This is a genomic window from Streptomyces sp. AC550_RSS872 (assembly GCF_019049285.1).
Classification (GTDB): Bacteria; Actinomycetota; Actinomycetes; order Streptomycetales; family Streptomycetaceae; genus Streptomyces.
Window position 1 is genome coordinate 1 of sequence record NZ_JAGMUL010000075.1, and the last position, 16,567, is coordinate 16,567.

The following is a 16,567-nucleotide window of genomic DNA, read 5'->3' on the forward strand; positions in this document are numbered from 1 at the left end:
TGCGAGAACACCCCCCTGCGCAAGGGCAGCGAGGAGTACCTCCACTCCGAGAAGTACCAGCTGCGCCCCCGCGACTGGGCCGCCGCCGAACGCGAGGGCCGCACCATCACACCCCTGATCACCCAGCTCAACGCCGTCCGCAGGGCGAATCCGGCCCTGCGGCAGTTGCGTGACCTCCACTTCCACCACGCGGACAAGGAAGCGGTGATCGCGTACTCGAAGCGAAGCGGTTCGAACACGGTTCTGGTGGTCGTCAACCTCGACCCTCACCACACCCAGGAGGCCACGGTCTCGTTGGACATGCCGCAACTCGGCCTGGACTGGCACGAGTCGGTGCCGGTGCGCGACGAGCTCACCGGCGAGACCTATCACTGGGGCAGGGCGAACTACGTGCGTCTCGAACCGGGCACTCGTCCCGCGCACATCCTCACCGTCCTGCGACCGTCCACCCCGCAGATCGGAGGGTCACCCACAAAATGATCGTCAACGAGCCTGTTCAGGACACCTTCGAGGACACGCCTGCCAAGGATCGTGACCCGGATTGGTTCAAGCGCGCCGTCTTCTACGAGGTCCTGGTCCGCTCCTTCCAGGACAGCAACGGCGACGGTGTCGGCGACCTCAAGGGCCTGACCGCCAAACTCGACTACCTGCAATGGCTCGGCGTCGACTGCCTGTGGCTGCCGCCCTTCTTCAAATCACCGCTGAAGGACGGCGGTTACGACGTCTCCGACTACACGTCCGTGCTGCCCGAGTTCGGTGACCTGGCCGATTTCGTGGACTTCGTGGACTCCGCCCACCAGCGCGGCATGCGCGTCATCATCGACTTCGTCATGAACCACACCAGCGACCAGCACCCGTGGTTCCAGGAGTCGAGAAAGGACCCGGACGGCCCGTACGGCGACTATTACGTATGGGCCGACGACGACAAGCAGTACGCCGACGCCCGCATCATCTTCGTCGACACCGAGGCCTCCAACTGGACCTTCGACCCGGTCCGCAAGCAGTACTTCTTCCACCGCTTCTTCTCCCACCAGCCGGACCTCAACTACGAGAACCCGACGGTGCAGGAGGAGATCCTCTCGGCGCTGAAGTTCTGGCTGGATCTGGGAATCGACGGATTCCGGCTGGACGCGGTGCCCTATCTGTACGCGGAGGAGGGCACGAACTGCGAGAACCTTCCGGCGACGCATGAGTTCCTGAAGCGGGTGCGGAAGGAGATCGACGCCCAGTACCCGGACACGGTGCTGCTGGCGGAGGCCAACCAGTGGCCGGAGGACGTCGTCGACTATTTCGGCGACTTCCGAAGCGGCGGCGACGAATGCCACATGGCGTTCCACTTCCCGGTGATGCCCCGCATCTTCATGGCCGTACGGCGGGAATCCCGCTACCCGGTCTCGGAAATCCTCGCCAAGACGCCGGCCATCCCCTCCGGCTGCCAGTGGGGCATCTTCCTGCGCAACCACGACGAGCTGACCCTCGAAATGGTCACCGACGAAGAGCGCGACTACATGTACGCGGAGTACGCCAAGGACCCGCGGATGCGCGCCAACATCGGCATCCGGCGCCGACTGGCGCCGCTGCTCGACAACGACCGCAACCAGATCGAGCTGTTCACCGCCCTGCTGCTGTCACTGCCCGGCTCGCCGATCCTCTACTACGGCGACGAGATCGGCATGGGCGACAACATCTGGCTCGGCGACCGCGACGCCGTCCGCACGCCCATGCAGTGGACGCCGGACCGCAATGCCGGTTTCTCGTCCAGTGATCCCGGGCGGCTCTTCCTGCCCACGATCATGGACCCGGTCTACGGCTACCAGGTGACGAATGTCGAGGCGTCCATGTCCTCGCCGTCCTCTCTCCTGCACTGGACCCGCCGCATGATCGAGATCCGCAAACAGAACCCGGCCTTCGGACTCGGCTCGTACACGGAACTCCAGTCGTCGAATCCGGCCGTGATCGCCTTCCTCCGCGAATACGAGGACGACCTGGTGCTGTGCGTGAACAACTTCTCCCGGTTCGCGCAGCCGACGGAACTGGATCTGCGCAGGTTCAACGGGCGGCATCCGGTCGAACTGTCCGGCGGGGTGCGATTCCCGGCCATCGGCGAACTGCCGTACCTGCTGACGCTCGGGGGCCACGGCTTCTACTGGTTCCGACTGCGGCGAGATTACGCCGAGTAGTGGTACGGTTACGCCGTTCTGGTGATCGGGACAACTGCGCGCGTTTCACCGCGTGAAACCTCTCCGAGCGATCGGAAAGGACATGCCGCCTCGCGCGGCGTGAACGCCCATGGTTCCGGCTCCGCAACCGCCGGGCCGCGGCCCGCGCCGCAATTGAGGGCGGGGCGGTTTTCACCGTCCCGCCCTGGGCACGCATCACCCACACCCCGACCAGCCGGGGAAAGGACGTGACGCCATGTCGAAAGCCGTCACCCGCACCCTCACGACCCCTCCAGGTCTCCTCGCCTCGCTGGACCCACTGCTGCGGGAGTGGCTGCCACGGCAGCGCTGGTTCGCCGGCAAGGGACGTCCGGTCACCGGGTTCTCGCTGGTGGCGGCCACCGAGCTGCTGCCGCCCGGCGGCAAGCTGGGCCTGTACCACCTGCTCGTGCGCGCGCACCAGGCCCTCGCGCCGGTGCCGGGCGCACCCGAGCAGCCCGCGGACTGCTACCAACTCCTCATAGGCGACCGCGAGGCGCTGCCGCCCCGGCTGGCCCCGGCGCTGATCGGGCACGTGGCCAAGGGTCCGCTCGCCGGACGCACGGTGTACGACGCCCTGTACGACACCCGTCCCACCGAACTGCTCCTGGAGGCGCTGCGCACCGGGGCCCGGATCGGCGGACTGCGCTTCGAACGGGACGCGGGCCAGGACATCCGGTCCGGTCTGGTGCCGCGCATGGTCACCTCCGAACAGTCCAACTCCTCGGTCGTCTACGGCGATACGTTCATCCTGAAGCTGCTGCGCCGGGTCGTGCCCGGCGTCAATCCCGACCTGGAGCTGCCGCTGGCGCTGGCCCGGGAGGGCTGCGACCGGGTGCCCGCACCGACGGCGTGGATCGGCGCGGAGCTGGCGGGCGACTCGTACGTCCTCGGTGTGCTCCAGCCCTTTGTGCAGGGCGCGGCGGACGGCTGGGAGCTGGCGCTGCGCGAACTGGCCAAGGGCGAGGACTTCGCCGCGGCGGCCGGGGCGCTCGGGCGCGCGACCGCCGAGGTGCACACCGCGCTGGCCCGCACCCTGCCGACCGTCACGCTGGGGCACACACAGGTGCGGCAGCTGGTCGACGGCATGGTCGAGCGGCTGGAGACGGCCGCGCGGGCCGTGCCGGCGCTGCGGCCGTACGCCCCCGGTCTGCGCTCGGCCTTCGCGGCGCTGGCCGACCTGGCCGCCGAGGGGTGCACCTGGACCGCCCAGCGCATCCACGGCGACCTGCATCTCGGGCAGTGCCTGCGCTCGCCCACCGGTCAGTGGTGGCTGATCGACTTCGAGGGCGAGCCGTCGAGGCCGCTGGCCGAACGGCGGATGCCGCAGCCGCCGGTGCGGGACGTCGCGGGCATGCTGCGCTCCTTCGACTACGCGGCCCACTCGGCCGACCCACCCGTACCGGGCTGGGCCGACACCTGCCGGGCCGCCTACTGCTCCGGGTACGCGCAGGTCAGCGGCGCCGATCCGCGGACCGATCCGGTGCTGCTGCGCGCGTACGAGACCGACAAGGCGATCTACGAGGTCGTCTACGAGGCCCGCCACCGCCCCGACTGGCTCCCGGTGCCGCTGTCCGCCATAAGCCGTCTCGCCGCGGACACCGGCACACCCTCTTCCTCCACTCCCCTCACTCCCCTCTCCCCCCTCTCTCCACCTTCGCCTAGGAGGCCCCGCCCGTGACCCCCCGCACCACTCCCTCCAGCGGTTCGGCTCCGAAGAAGACGGCCGAGAAGCCGGCCGAGCAGTCGGCTGAACAGTCGGCCGACCAGACGAGCGTCGCGAAGAAGGCGACGACAAAGACGGTGAAGGCCGCCGAGAAGGCCGCGGAGGCCATGAAGAAGGGGACGACGAAGAAGGCGGCGGCGAAGAAGACAGCCGCCAAGAAGGCACCTGCCAAGAAGGCCGCCGCCAAGAAGACGGCGGCGAAGAAAACAGCGGCGAAGAAGACAGCCGGAGAGAAGACAGCCGGGGAGAAAGCCACGGTGAAGAAGGCTGCCGCCAAGAAAGCCGTCGCGAAGAGCACCGCAGCGAAGAGCACCCCCGCGAGCAAGGCCGCCGCCAAGAAGATCCCCGCGCAGAAGGCCACCGCGAAAAAGATCCCGGCGCAGAAGGCGCCCGCCCGGAAGCCCACGGCAGCGGCGGTGACCGCCGAGAAAGTCACCGCGCCGCACTCCGCCCCGCCGCCGGAGGCACCCGTCGCCCTCTCCCCCGCCCTCGACGCCGCCGACCGCGACCGTCTCCTCACCGGCACCCACCACGACCCGCACTCCGTGCTCGGCGCCCACCCGGTGCCCGGCGGTGTCGCCTTCCGGGCCTTCCGGCCGTACGCCCTGTCGGTCACCGTCGTCGCGGGCAGCCTGCGCGCCGAACTCCACGACGACGCGGAGGGGTTCTTCTCGGGGCTGCTGCCCCTGCGGGACGTACCGGAGGACTACCAGCTCCTCGTGGCGTACGAGGGGTCGGTGCAGGAGACCGAGGACGCGTACCGTTTCCTGCCCGCGCTGGGCGAGCTGGACCTGCATCTGATCGGCGAGGGACGGCACGAGGAGCTGTGGCGGGCGCTGGGCGCCGAGCCGATGACGCACCAGGGCGTGACCGGCACCCGGTTCACGGTGTGGGCGCCGAACGCGCGCGGCGTGTCCCTGGCCGGCACCTTCAACTTCTGGGACGGCACGGGCTATCCGATGCGCTCGCTCGGCGGCACCGGGGTCTGGGAGCTGTTCGTGCCGGAGATCGGTGAGGGCGAGCTGTACAAGTTCGAGATCACCCGGCCCGACGGCTCGAAGACGCTGCGCGCGGATCCGCTGGCCCGCCGGACGGAGGCGCCGCCCAACACGTCGTCGATCGTGCACGCCTCGCGGCACGAGTGGGGCGACGCGCAGTGGCTGGCACGGCGCGGGGCGGTGCCGCCGCACGAGGCGCCGTTCTCGGTGTACGAGGTCCATCTGGCGTCCTGGCGCCCCGGGCTGACGTACCGGCAACTCGCCGAGCAGCTCCCGGCCTACGTCAAGGACCTGGGTTTCACCCACGTCGAGCTGATGCCGGTGGCCGAGCACCCCTTCGGCGGCTCGTGGGGCTACCAGGTCACGGGCTTCTACGCGCCCACGGCCCGGCTCGGCACCCCCGACGACTTCAAGTACCTGGTCGACGCCCTGCACCAGGCCGGGATCGGCGTCCTGATGGACTGGGTGCCGGCGCACTTCCCGCGCGACGACTGGGCGCTGGCCGAGTTCGACGGGCGTCCGCTGTACGAGCACGAGGATCCGCTGCGCTCCGCGCACCCCGACTGGGGGACGCTGGAGTTCGACTTCGGGCGGCGCGAGGTGCGCAACTTCCTGGTGGCCAACGCCCTGTACTGGTGCGAGGAGTTCCACATCGACGGGCTCCGGGTGGACGCGGTGGCGTCCATGCTCTACCTGGACTACTCGCGTGAGCCGGGACAGTGGGTGCCGAACGAGCACGGTGGACGGGAGAACCTGGACGCGGTGGCGTTCCTCCAGGAGATGAACGCCACGGTGTACCGGCGGGTGCCGGGGGTCGTGACGATCGCGGAGGAGTCCACGGCGTGGGACGGCGTGACGCGGCCGACGCATGTGGCGGGGCCGGGCGGCTTCGGGGGTCTGGGCTTCGGACTGAAATGGAACATGGGCTGGATGCACGACTCGCTGGAGTACATGGCCAAGGAGCCGGTGCACCGCAAGTACCACCACGACGAGATGACGTTCTCGATGGTGTACGCCTACAGCGAGAACTACGTCCTCCCCATCTCCCACGACGAGGTGGTCCACGGCAAGCGGTCGCTGGTGTCGAAGATGCCGGGCGACTGGTGGCAGCAGCGCGCCAACCATCGCGCGTACCTGGGCTTCATGTGGGCGCATCCCGGTAAGCAACTGCTCTTCATGGGGCAGGAGTTCGCGCAGGGAGCGGAGTGGTCGGAGGCGCACGGGCCGGACTGGTGGTTGCTGGATCCGGCGTACGGAGCGGAGGCGGACCATCGCGGGGTGCGGGATCTGGTCCGTGACCTGAACACGGTGTACCGGCACACGCCGGCGCTGTGGCAGCGGGACACGGAGGCGTCCGGGTTCCAGTGGGTGGTGGGGGACGCGGCCGACGACAACGTGTTCGCGTTTCTGCGCTTCGACGCGGAGGGGGCTCCGCTGCTGGCGGTGTCGAATCTGTCGCCGGTGGTCCGGCAGGACTACCGGCTCGGCGTTCCGGACGACGTCCCTGCCTGGTACGAGACGTTGAACACCGACGCGGGGCGCTACGGAGGCAGCGACGTCACCAACCCCGACCCGGTCAAGCCCGAGCCCCAGGGTTGGCACGGACGCCCGGCGAGCATCCGGCTGACGCTGCCTCCACTGGCAACGGTGTGGCTCCGCCCCGCCTAGCTTCTTTCGCCCCCGCCGCCCCTACCCGTCCCATCCCAGGGGCTCCGCCCCTTCCACCCCGCCAGGGGGCTCGGCCCCCTGGACCCCCGTCGGCCTGAACGGCCTCGTCCTCAAACGCCGGACGGGCTGAAAGACCTGAAGGGGCGCGGGGAACTGCGCGACCAGCCCCCACCGGCCGCTGGTCGCGCAGTCGTGACCAGCCGTCACAGCGGGGGCGAGTCCAGTCTCATGACCCTGCGCTGACGGCCAAGCTCCGCGGCAGCGAACCCGTGTGCAGTACCCCCAATCGCTGCGTCGCCCTGGTCAGCGCCACGTACAGGTCACTCGTGCCGTACAGCCCCGGCTCCACCACCAGCACGGAGTCGAACTCCAGCCCCTTCGACTGACGCGGGTCGAGGAGGACGACGGACCGCGTCAGGTCGGGCTCGGCGCCCGCCGTGACTCCGTCGAGCCGCGCGGCGAGCTTGCGGTGCAGATGGCGCGGGGCGATGACCGCGAGGCGCCCCTCGGCGGGGGTCAGTTCGTCGACCGCCTTGGCGACCGCGCCGGGCAGGTCGTCGGTGGCGCGTACCCAGGGCCGTACGCCGGTGGAGCGGACGGAACTCGGGGGCTCGAAGTCGGGGTTCCGGTCGCGGACGACCGCCGCCGCCAGGTCCATGATCTCGGCCGGGGTGCGGTAGTTGACGCCGAGTCGTGTGTGCTCCCAGCGGTCCTGGACGTAGGGCTCGAGGATGCCCGCCCAGGAACCGACGCCGGCCGCCTCAGCGGTCTGCGCCGGGTCGCCGACCAGCGTCATCGAACGGGTCGGGCTGCGCCGCATGAGCAGCCGCCAGGCCATCGGCGACAGCTCCTGCGCCTCGTCGACGATGATGTGCCCGAACGCCCAGGTACGGTCGGCCGCCGCCCGCTCGGCGGCGCTGCGGTGGTCGTCCTCCTCCTGGCGTTCGGCAAAGCGTTCGGCGTCGATGATGTCGTGGGCGGAGAGGACCTCGCTGTCCTCGTCCTCCTTGTCGTCGAACTCGTAGGTCCGGGAGGCGTACGACACGTCGAGCACGCCCTGCGCGTACGCCACCTGTGTCTCGCGCTCGCGGTCCGCGCGGGCCCGGGCCACCCGGTCGTCCTCTCCGAGGAGTTCGGCCGCCTCGTCGAGGAGCGGTACGTCCGCCACGGTCCACGCCCGCGTCACGGGCCGGCGGATCGCGGCGACGTCCTCGTCGGGGAGGTAGCCCACGGGGTCGGCGAGGAAGTCCGCGACCAGGCGCTGCGGGGTGAGCACCGGCCACAGCTGGTCGACGGCCGCCCAGACCTCGGGGTTCTCGGCGAGCTCGTCCCGGATCTGGGTGATGTCGCTGGCGTCGAGGAGGCTGCTGCCGTCGTAGGGGTCGGTGCCGACGCGTTCGGCGTACAGCTCGGTGAGCGTGTTGAGGATGTGGCCCTCGAAGTGCTCGCGGGCCACGTTGTGCTGGAGCCCCGCGGCCCGGGTGCGCTCGCGGGCCACCTTGACCAGGTCGTCGTCGAGCATCAGGATCTCGCGCTCGTGCTCGATCGCGATCACCGGGTCCGGCAGCGACTGCCAGTCGCGGACGACCTCGGCGAGTACGTCGGCCATGTCGGCGCGGCCCTTCACCGCGGCCGCCTCACGGCTGTCCTCCGCGGTCGCGCGCACGCCGGGGAACAGCTCGCCCACCGTGGCCAGCAGGACGCCCGTCTCGCCGAGCGAGGGCAGGACCTCGCCGATGTAGCCGAGGAAGGCGGGGTTGGGGCCCACGATCAGGACCGCGCGCTTGGCGAGCAACTCGCGGTGTTCGTAGAGCAGGTACGCGGCGCGGTGCAGTGCCACGGCCGTCTTGCCGGTGCCGGGGCCGCCCTCCACGACCAGTACGCCGCGGTGGGGCGCCCGGATGATCTCGTCCTGTTCGGCCTGGATGGTCTGCACGATGTCGTGCATCCGGCCGGTGCGCGCGGCGTCCAGCGCGGCGAGCAGGACCGCGTCGCCGGTCGGGTCCTCGTGGCCGGTCCGCTGTTGGTCGCCGAGGTCGAGGATCTCGTCGTGCAGGGCCGTGACGGTACGGCCGCTGGTGGTGATGTGCCGCCTGCGCCGCAGCCCCATCGGGGTGTGGCCGGTGGCCAGGTAGAAGGGGCGGGCGACGTCGGCCCGCCAGTCGATGAGGATCGGCGTGCGCTCGGCGTCGTCGGTGCGCAGGCCGATCCGGCCGATGCGGTGGCTGACGCCGGAGGCCAGGTCGATCCGGCCGAAGCACAGCGATCCGTCCACGGCGTTCAGCGCGGCGAGCAGCCCGGAGCGCTCGGCGACGAGGATGTCCCGTTCCAGGCGGGCCTGCATGGGTGTGTTGCCCTGGGCGAGAGCGTCCGTGACGGAGGTCTCGGTGTCGCCGCGCAGCGCGTCCACGCGGGCGTACAGGTCGTCGATGAATTCCTGCTCACTCCGCATTTCACCGTCTTGAAATTCGGTGTTTGACAATTCCGCTCCCGGCCGGATATACTGTGCTCACTGAACTTCTTCGCGATTCCGTAGTCTTGAAGTCGCGAATCATTGAATATACGCAAAGAAATCCCCCGAGCGCAATTGCTCGGGGGATTTCGTCGTTCCGGGCGGGTTCAGAGGACGTCGGCCAGCTCCTCCAGCAGCCGCCGTTTGGGCCGGGCGCCCACCATCGACTTCACCGGCTCGCCGCCCTGGAACACCATGAACGTCGGCATGGACAGCACCTTGTACGCGTTGGTGGTCTCGGGGTTGTGGTCCACGTCCAGCTGGACCACCTTCAGCCGGCCATCCGCCTCCCCGGCGACAGCCGTCAGCACCGGCCCCATCTGCCGGCACGGCGGACACCAGTCGGCCGTGAACTCCACCAGCACCGGCACCTCCGCCCCGATCACCTCAGCCTCGAAGTCCGCGTCCGTCACCTCGGCCACGCCTGCCGCCCTGATCACAGTTCCTGCCCTCCCAGTTCGCACAACGGTGGTTCCCCCTCGGCCATCGCCAGCCGCAGGCCGATCTTGGCCCGCACGGCCCGCAACTCCCCGATCAGCGCGTCGAGCTCGTCCAGCTTGCGCCGGTAGACCGCGAGCGAGGCGGGACACGAGTCGCCCTCCGGGTACCCGGCCCGCAGACACTCCACGAACGGCCGGGTCTCCTCCAGGTCGAACCCGAAGTCCTGCAACGTCCTGATCTGCCGCAGCAGCTTCAGGTCGTCCTCGTCGTAACTCCGGTAGCCGTTGCCGCTGCGCCGCGCGGGCAGCAGCCCACGCGACTCGTAGTAGCGCAACGTGCGCGTCGTGGTCCCGGCCCGTGCGGCCAGCTCGCCGATTCGCATGCGTACGAACGTAATCCTTGACGCCGACGTCAGGGCAACCGCGGCAGGAGCGGCTTTCTGCGCACCGGGGAGGACAGCACGATCGACGTCGTCGTGCGGCCCAGCGCCGAGGTCTGTTCGAGGACCTCCTCCAGGTGGACGGTGTCCTCGACGGCGACCTTGAGGACCCAGCAGTCCTCGCCGACGACGTGGTGGACCTCGATCACCTCCGGGCGGTCGAGCAACTCCAGGGTGCGCGGGTGTTTGAGGGTGTAGCCGCCGTGCGGGTTGACCCGGATGAACGCCTGGATGCCGTAGCCGAGCCGGGCGGGGGCGACATGGGCGCCGTATCCCGTGATCGCGCCCGCCGCCTCCAGCCGCCGTACCCGCTCGGTGACGGCTGCCGGGCTGAGTCGCACGCGGCGGCCCAGCTCGCTCAGCTTGATCCGGCCGTCGGTCTGGAGCAGTTCGAGGATCTGCCGGTCCAGGGTGTCGAAGGCCACCGACGTTTCGCCGGTGGCCGGGCGTAGATGCCGTGGTTCTTTCGGCAGGGCGGCCTGATCTCCCATGTCTTCCCCTTCAGGACGTGGTGTGGGACCGAGAGAATTATGGTCATGCGAAAGGCACGAGAAGTACTGGTCATCGGCGGCAGCCGCTATTTCGGCAAGCGGCTGATCGCGCGACTGCTGGCGGCCGGGGACCGGGTGACGGTTCTCAATCGCGGATCGTCGCCGCCACCGCCGGGCGTGGTCCAGTTGGTCGCCGACCGCGGCGACGAGAAGTCCCTGACGGCGGCGCTGGGTTCACGGACGTTCGACGTCGTGGTCGACCAGGTCTGCTACACGCCGCGGCAGGCGGAGATCGCCCGCCGGGTCCTCACGGGCCGCACCCGGCGTTATGTACTGACGTCCACGGTGGAGGTGTACGAGTACGAGGACTCGATCGCCCCCGTGCGCGAGACGGACGTGGACCCGCTGGAAGTGGGCGTGGACCTCGGACTCCCCTGGGACGACCCGGCGTTCCTCGAAGCCCATTACGGCGAGGGCAAGCGGCAGGCGGAGGCCGTGTTCGCCGCCGGCCGGGACTTCCCGTACGTGGCGGTACGCGTCGCCCACGTGCTGGGCGGCGACGACGACTTCACCGGCCGTATGACGTACTACGCCGACCGCGTCCGCAGCGGGACGCCGATCCCCGTACCGGTGGTGAACCACCCGGCGACGTACATCCATGTCGAGGAGATAGCCGACTTCCTGTTCTGGACCGTGGGCCAGGACTTCACTGGGCCGGTCAACGCCGCGTCGCACGGCCCGCTGACCACCGAGGACCTGTGCGCCGCGATCACCGCGCACCTCCCGGACGGCAAGGCCGTCTTCCAGCACGTCGAGGTCGGCGAGGTCTCCCCGCTCTCCTTCACCCGCGCGTACGGCATGGACAACTCCCGTGCCACGCGGCTGGGTTTCCGCTTCACACCCGCCCGGCAGTGGCTCCCGAAGGCCGTCGCCGAGACCCTCGGAAGGGACGACTGACGTGCGGTACCGCACTCTTGGCGACCGTCGGGTGAGCGCGGTCGGACTCGGCGTGATGCCGCTGTCCATCGAGGGCCGTCCCGACGGCGCCCGTGCCCTGGCCACTGTGCACGCCGCCCTGGACTCGGGGGTGACGCTGCTGGACACGGCGGACTCGTACCATCTGCCGGGCGCCGAGCCCGGTCACAACGAACTCCTCGTGGCCCGCGCGCTGGCCGCGTACGGCGGCGACGCAAAGGGCGTGCTGGTGGCCACCAAGGGCGGCCGCGGCAGGCCTGCCGACGGCAGCTGGACGGTGAACGGCGACCCCCGGCACCTCAAGGCGGCCGCAGAGGCCTCGCTGCGGCGGCTCGGCGTCGAGGCGATCGGGCTCTACCAGTTGCACAAGCCGGATCCCGGCGTTCCTTTCGAGGAGTCGGTCGGCGCGCTGCGCGAACTCCTCGACGCGGGCAAGATCCGTCTGGCCGGCGTCTCCAACACGGACGTGGACCAGATCCGCGCGGCCCACCGGATCCTCGGCGACCGCCTGGTGTCGGTGCAGAACCAGTACTCGCCCGCCGTACGGGACAGCGAGGCCGAGCTGCGGCTGTGCGCGGAGCTGGGGCTGGCGTTCCTGCCGTGGAGCCCGCTGGGCGGCATCTCCCGCAGCTCGCTGGACGGGCCGGCGCGGAGGGAGGACGGACTGTCGCCGACGGTGGACGAGCCTCGGTTCGGCGCCTTCCGTGCCGTGGCCGCCGCCCGCGGCGTCAGCCCTCAGCAGGTGTGTCTGGCCTGGCTGCTGGCACGGTCTCCCGCCGTGATCCCCATTCCGGGAGCGAGCCGCCCTCGGACCATCCGGGATTCGGCCGCCGCGGCGGACCTGGTGCTGGGCGCGGAGGAGCTGGCACGGTTGAACGGTGCGGCCGTTCGGGTCGGTTGATGCTCCCGGGCCGCCCCGCGGACTGCTTTGTCCATGGGTTCCCCCGGGCTTCCTCTCGGGGCGGGGGTGAGCCGGGCGTCCGGCCCCGGTTCAGGCGGGGCCGGACGTCCGGAGCTGGGACCGGGACGGAGGTCAGGCCTTCGCGAGTTCCTTCTCGCCGCCCTGTTCCGACACCTCGGCCTCGGCCGGGCCGCCGTGGCCGTCGTCCAGGAGGGTCTTCTCGTCGAACGGGATGGCACCGGCGAGCACCTCGTCTACGCGCTCGCGGTCGATCTCCTTCGTCCAGGTGCCGATCAGGACCGTGGCCACCGCGTTGCCCGCGAAGTTCGTCAGGGCGCGGGCCTCGCTCATGAAGCGGTCGATGCCGACGATGAGGCCGATGCCGTCCACCAGGGCCGGCTTGTGCGACTGGAGGCCACCGGCCAGCGTGGCCAGGCCCGCACCGGTGACACCGGCGGCGCCCTTGGAGGCGACCAGCAGGAAGAGCAGCAGCGGGATCTGCTCGGCGACGGCCATCGGCGTACCCATGGCGTCGGCGATGAACAGGGACGCCATGGTCATGTAGATCATGGTGCCGTCGAGGTTGAAGGAGTAGCCGGTCGGGACGGTGATGCCGACGACGGGCTTGCTGACACCCAGGTGCTCCATCTTCGCGATGAGTCGCGGCAGCGCGGACTCGGAGGAGGAGGTGGACAGGATCAGCAGGAACTCACGGCCCAGGTACTTGAAGAGCGTGAAGATGTTGAGGCCGGCGACGAGCCGCAGCAGGGCGCCGAGCACGATGAAGACGAAGAGGAAGCAGGTGACGTAGAAGCCGAGCATCAGGATGGCGAGCTTCTTGAGGGCGTCGACGCCGGCGGATCCGGTGACGGCGGCGATGGCGCCGAAGGCACCGACCGGCGCGGCCCACATCACCATGGCGAGGATGCGGAAGACGAGCCGCTGGATGTGCTCCACACCACGCAGGATCGGCTCCCCGGTCGAGCCCATGGCCTGGAGCGCGAAGCCTGCGAGCAGCGCGATGACCAGGGTCTGAAGAACCGATTCCGAGGTGAAGGCGGAGACCATCGTGGTCGGGATGAGGCCGAGCAGGAACTCGGTGGTGTCCTTGGCCTCCGAGTCGACCTGCTCGTGACCGGCGTCCTTGATGGCGTCGGTGATGTGCAGGCCCGTGCCCGGCTCCAGGATGTTGCCGACGACCAGGCCGATACCCAGCGCGACCAGCGACATCGCGAGGAAGTAGACCAGCGCGATACCGCCGACCTTGCCGACCTTGGCGGCCTTGCGTACCGAGCCGATGCCCAGGACGATCGTGCAGAAGATGATCGGCGAGATCATCATCTTGATCAGGTTCACGAAGCCCGTGCCGATGGGCTTCAGCTCGACCGCGAAGTCGGGCGCGACCAGGCCCACGGTGATGCCGAGGGCCACCGCGATGATCACCGCGATGTAGAGGTAGTGCGTGCGATCCCGTTTGGCGACGGGTGCGGCGGGTGCCTTCTCGGGGGAACTGGCGGCGGCCACGGCTGCCCTCCTTGACGTCTTCGTCGGTATCACCGGCGTGCGGCTCACGTCCGGGGGTGTGGGGGTCTCGCTGACCGGCCGTCGCGCCCCGGGGACGGGGGGCGTCGCATTCAGCGATGCGGTGACTATCTCCCGCCGTGTGAGGGCGGTCACCCTTCCGTTCATTTAGTTCACCGTCGGCCATGGAGGCAGACTGACGGCATGCGCATCCCCGTCCCGAGACCCCGCAGCCTGGCCGGCCAGCTGTTCGCCATGCAGGCCGTGCTGATAGCGGTGCTCGTCGCCGGGTACGCGGTGTTCACCTACGTCAGTGACCGCGGGCAGGCCGAGGAGGCGGCGGGTCGGCAGGCCATGGCGGTGGCGCAGTCGATCGCCGACGCGCCGTCCGTGCGGGAGGCGATCCGCACCGCCGATCCGACGGCCGAGCTCCAGCCGTACGCGCTGCGGGTCCAGCGCGACGCCGAGGTCGACTTCGTCACGATCATGAACCCCGCGGGCATCCGCTGGACGCACCCCGACGAGAAGCAGATCGGCCAGCACTTCCGCGGCCACACGGCGCGCGCGCTGCGGGGTGAGCCCTTCACCGAGACGTACACCGGCACGCTCGGATCGTCCGTGCGGGCCGTCGTACCGATCTACGACGGGGGAGACCGGCCGTCGGACATAGTGGGGATGGTCAGCGCGGGTATCCGGGTCGAGGAGATCAGCAAGCGGGTGCAGGAGCAGCTGACGGCCCTGCTCGGGGTGGCGGCGGGCGCGCTCGCGCTGGGCGCGGTCGGCACGTATGTGATCAATGCCCGCCTGCGCCGGCACACCCATGGCATGAACGCGGCCGAGCTGAGTCATATGCACGACTACCACCAGGCCGCACTGCACGCGGTGCGCGAGGGTCTGCTGATGCTGGACGGGCAGTACCGTGTGGCGCTGATCAATGACGGCGGGCGTGAGCTGCTGGGTGTGGACGGTGATGTGGTGGGGCGGTCGGTCGCGGAGCTCGGTCTGCCCGCCCCGCTGACCGGGGCGTTGCTGGCCTCCGAGCCGAGGGTGGACGAGGTGCATCTGACCGCGGAACGGGTGCTGGTGGTGAACACCTCGCCGGTGTCGGGCGGTGAGCGGCGCGGCACGGTGGTGACACTGCGGGACGTGACCGAACTCCAGTCCCTGATGGGTGAGCTGGACTCCGAGCGGGGCTTCACCCAGGCGCTGCGGTCGCAGGCGCACGAGGCGGCGAACCGGCTGCACACGGTGGTGTCCCTGATCGAGCTCGGTCGTGCCGAGGAGGCGGTGGAGTTCGCGACCGCCGAGCTGGAGCTGGCGCAGGCGCTGACGGACCAGGTCGTCGCGGCGGTGAGCGAGCCGGTGCTGGCGGCGCTGCTGCTGGGGAAGACGGCGCAGGCCAACGAGCGGGGCGTCGAGCTGGTCGTGTCGGAGGACAGCCGCCTCGACGACGGTCTGCTGCCCCCTTCGCTGCCGGCCCGGGATCTGGTGACGATCCTCGGCAACCTGATCGACAACGCGGTGGACGCGGCGCAGGGAAGCGTGGGGGCGCGGGTGACGGTGACGGCGTACGCCGAGGACGGCGAGCTGGTGCTCCGGGTGTCGGACACCGGCGCCGGGGTGGACCCCTCGCTCGCCGAGGCGGTGTTCCAGCGCGGGTTCTCCACGAAGCCGGCGGGGCCGGGGGGCCGGGGTCTGGGCCTGGCGCTCGTGCGCCAGGCCGCGATCCGGCACCAGGGGGTGTTGTCGGTGGCGGAGGCCGACGGCGGCGGGGCGGTGTTCGAGGTGCGGTTGCCGTTGGTGGAGGGTGCTGTCGCCAAGGAAAGGCCCCTTCCGGCGGAGGGTTCCGTTTCCGCCCAGGCGCCCGCTGCCGAGGACGCGGTGGTTTCGAGAGGTGACGTATGACGGCGTCCAAGCAGGCGATTCGCGTCCTGGTCGTGGAGGACGATCCGGTGGCGGCGGACGCGCACATGATGTACGTCGGCCGGGTGCCGGGATTCGTCGCGGTCGGCAAGGCCCATACGGGGGCGGAGGCGCGGCGCGCGCTGGAGCGGACGCCGGTGGATCTGCTCCTGCTCGACCTGCACCTGCCGGATGTGCACGGGCTCCAGCTGGCGCGGTCGCTGCGGGCGGCCGGGCATCACGCGGATGTGATCGCGGTGACGTCGGCCCGCGATCTGGCGGTGGTGCGGGAGGGGGTGTCGCTGGGGGTCGTGCAGTACGTGCTGAAGCCCTTCACGTTCGCGACCCTCCGGGACCGGCTCGTGCGGTACGCCGAGTTCCACGCGGCGGTGGGCGAGGCCAGCGGCCAGGACGAGGTGGACCGCGCCCTGGCGGCACTGCGGGCACCGAGCCCCGCGGCCCTGCCGAAAGGGCTGAGCGCGCCCACGCTGGAGCGGGTCACGGTGGCTGTGCGGGAGGCCGAGGAGGGCCTCACTGCGGCGGGGGTCGCCGAGACCGTGGGCATCTCCCGGATCACTGCCCGACGCTATCTGGAGCACCTGGTGGAGGCGGGACGGGCTGAGCGCAAGCCGGTCTACGGGCAGGTGGGCAGACCGGAGTTGGTGTACCGGTGGGTTCCGGGGGTGGGCGCGGGGCGCTAGGTGTATTGATCACGAGCGTTGTTAACACTGCCCGGGCTTGATCATGGCGAAGGCCCCCGTGTGTGGTGGAGGTATCGAATCTTCACCGCACGGA

General features: G+C 70.1%; 13 protein-coding genes. 8 read left to right on the plus strand and 5 right to left on the minus strand.

What is annotated here, in order from left to right; translation table 11 throughout:
- From KUM44_RS27325 to glgB, 4 genes are all read left to right on the plus strand, one after another.
- The coding region (locus KUM44_RS27325; RefSeq protein WP_217212038.1) for a DUF3459 domain-containing protein at nucleotides 1-480 on the plus strand (480 nt) is incomplete at its 5' end.
- On the plus strand, nucleotides 477-2,180 hold the full coding sequence (gene treS / locus KUM44_RS27330) for a maltose alpha-D-glucosyltransferase (protein WP_217212041.1): 1,704 nt from the start codon (nucleotides 477-479) through the stop codon (nucleotides 2,178-2,180). The genes KUM44_RS27325 and treS, both read left to right, overlap by 4 nt.
- 235 nt (nucleotides 2,181-2,415) lie before the next feature.
- On the plus strand, nucleotides 2,416-3,879 hold the full coding sequence (locus KUM44_RS27335) for a maltokinase (protein WP_217212043.1): 1,464 nt from the start codon (nucleotides 2,416-2,418) through the stop codon (nucleotides 3,877-3,879).
- The gene (gene glgB / locus KUM44_RS27340) at nucleotides 3,876-6,590 is read left to right on the plus strand and encodes a 1,4-alpha-glucan branching enzyme (protein ID WP_217212045.1); all 2,715 of its coding nucleotides are present in this window, start codon (nucleotides 3,876-3,878) and stop codon (nucleotides 6,588-6,590) included. Before KUM44_RS27335 ends, glgB begins: the two co-directional genes overlap by 4 nt.
- A gap of 226 nt (nucleotides 6,591-6,816) precedes the next feature.
- Here glgB and KUM44_RS27345 read toward each other — a convergent pair whose 3' ends face one another.
- The 4 genes from KUM44_RS27345 to KUM44_RS27360 all read right to left on the minus strand — a co-directional run bounded on the left by KUM44_RS27345 (nucleotide 6,817) and on the right by KUM44_RS27360 (nucleotide 10,473).
- On the minus strand, nucleotides 6,817-9,042 hold the full coding sequence (locus tag KUM44_RS27345; RefSeq protein ID WP_217212048.1) for a UvrD-helicase domain-containing protein: 2,226 nt from the start codon (nucleotides 9,040-9,042) through the stop codon (nucleotides 6,817-6,819).
- Nucleotides 9,043-9,209: 167 nt separating this feature from the next.
- Complete coding sequence (locus KUM44_RS27350; protein ID WP_308402734.1) at nucleotides 9,210-9,542, minus strand: thioredoxin family protein; 333 nt, start codon at nucleotides 9,540-9,542, stop codon at nucleotides 9,210-9,212.
- Nucleotides 9,539-9,925 (minus strand): MerR family transcriptional regulator, encoded by a 387-nt coding sequence (locus KUM44_RS27355; RefSeq protein ID WP_217212050.1) that lies wholly within the window; start codon nucleotides 9,923-9,925, stop codon nucleotides 9,539-9,541. The genes KUM44_RS27350 and KUM44_RS27355 overlap by 4 nt, the downstream gene beginning before the upstream one ends.
- Nucleotides 9,926-9,954: 29 nt before the next feature.
- Complete coding sequence (locus KUM44_RS27360; RefSeq protein ID WP_254390187.1) at nucleotides 9,955-10,473, minus strand: Lrp/AsnC family transcriptional regulator; 519 nt, start codon at nucleotides 10,471-10,473, stop codon at nucleotides 9,955-9,957.
- Nucleotides 10,474-10,518: 45 nt separating this feature from the next.
- Here KUM44_RS27360 and KUM44_RS27365 point away from each other — a divergent pair, with 45 nt between their 5' ends.
- Together KUM44_RS27365 and KUM44_RS27370 are read left to right on the plus strand one after the other, a co-directional pair.
- The gene (locus KUM44_RS27365; RefSeq protein WP_254390188.1) at nucleotides 10,519-11,430 is read left to right on the plus strand and encodes an NAD-dependent epimerase/dehydratase family protein; all 912 of its coding nucleotides are present in this window, start codon (nucleotides 10,519-10,521) and stop codon (nucleotides 11,428-11,430) included.
- Nucleotide 11,431: 1 nt separating this feature from the next.
- A complete protein-coding gene (locus tag KUM44_RS27370; RefSeq protein ID WP_217212053.1) occupies nucleotides 11,432-12,349 on the plus strand; it encodes an aldo/keto reductase in 918 nt (305 codons plus the stop codon).
- Nucleotides 12,350-12,481: 132 nt separating this feature from the next.
- Here the strand turns inward: KUM44_RS27370 and KUM44_RS27375 are convergent, their stop codons facing one another.
- The gene (locus tag KUM44_RS27375; protein ID WP_217212055.1) at nucleotides 12,482-13,873 is read right to left on the minus strand and encodes a cation:dicarboxylate symporter family transporter; all 1,392 of its coding nucleotides are present in this window, start codon (nucleotides 13,871-13,873) and stop codon (nucleotides 12,482-12,484) included.
- Between the two features lie 201 nt (nucleotides 13,874-14,074).
- Here KUM44_RS27375 and KUM44_RS27380 point away from each other — a divergent pair, with 201 nt between their 5' ends.
- Both KUM44_RS27380 and KUM44_RS27385 read left to right on the plus strand, forming a co-directional pair.
- On the plus strand, nucleotides 14,075-15,775 hold the full coding sequence (locus tag KUM44_RS27380; RefSeq protein ID WP_254390189.1) for a sensor histidine kinase: 1,701 nt from the start codon (nucleotides 14,075-14,077) through the stop codon (nucleotides 15,773-15,775).
- On the plus strand, nucleotides 15,772-16,473 hold the full coding sequence (locus KUM44_RS27385; protein WP_217212057.1) for a response regulator: 702 nt from the start codon (nucleotides 15,772-15,774) through the stop codon (nucleotides 16,471-16,473). The genes KUM44_RS27380 and KUM44_RS27385 overlap by 4 nt, the downstream gene beginning before the upstream one ends.
- Nucleotides 16,474-16,567: the final 94 nt, after the last annotated feature.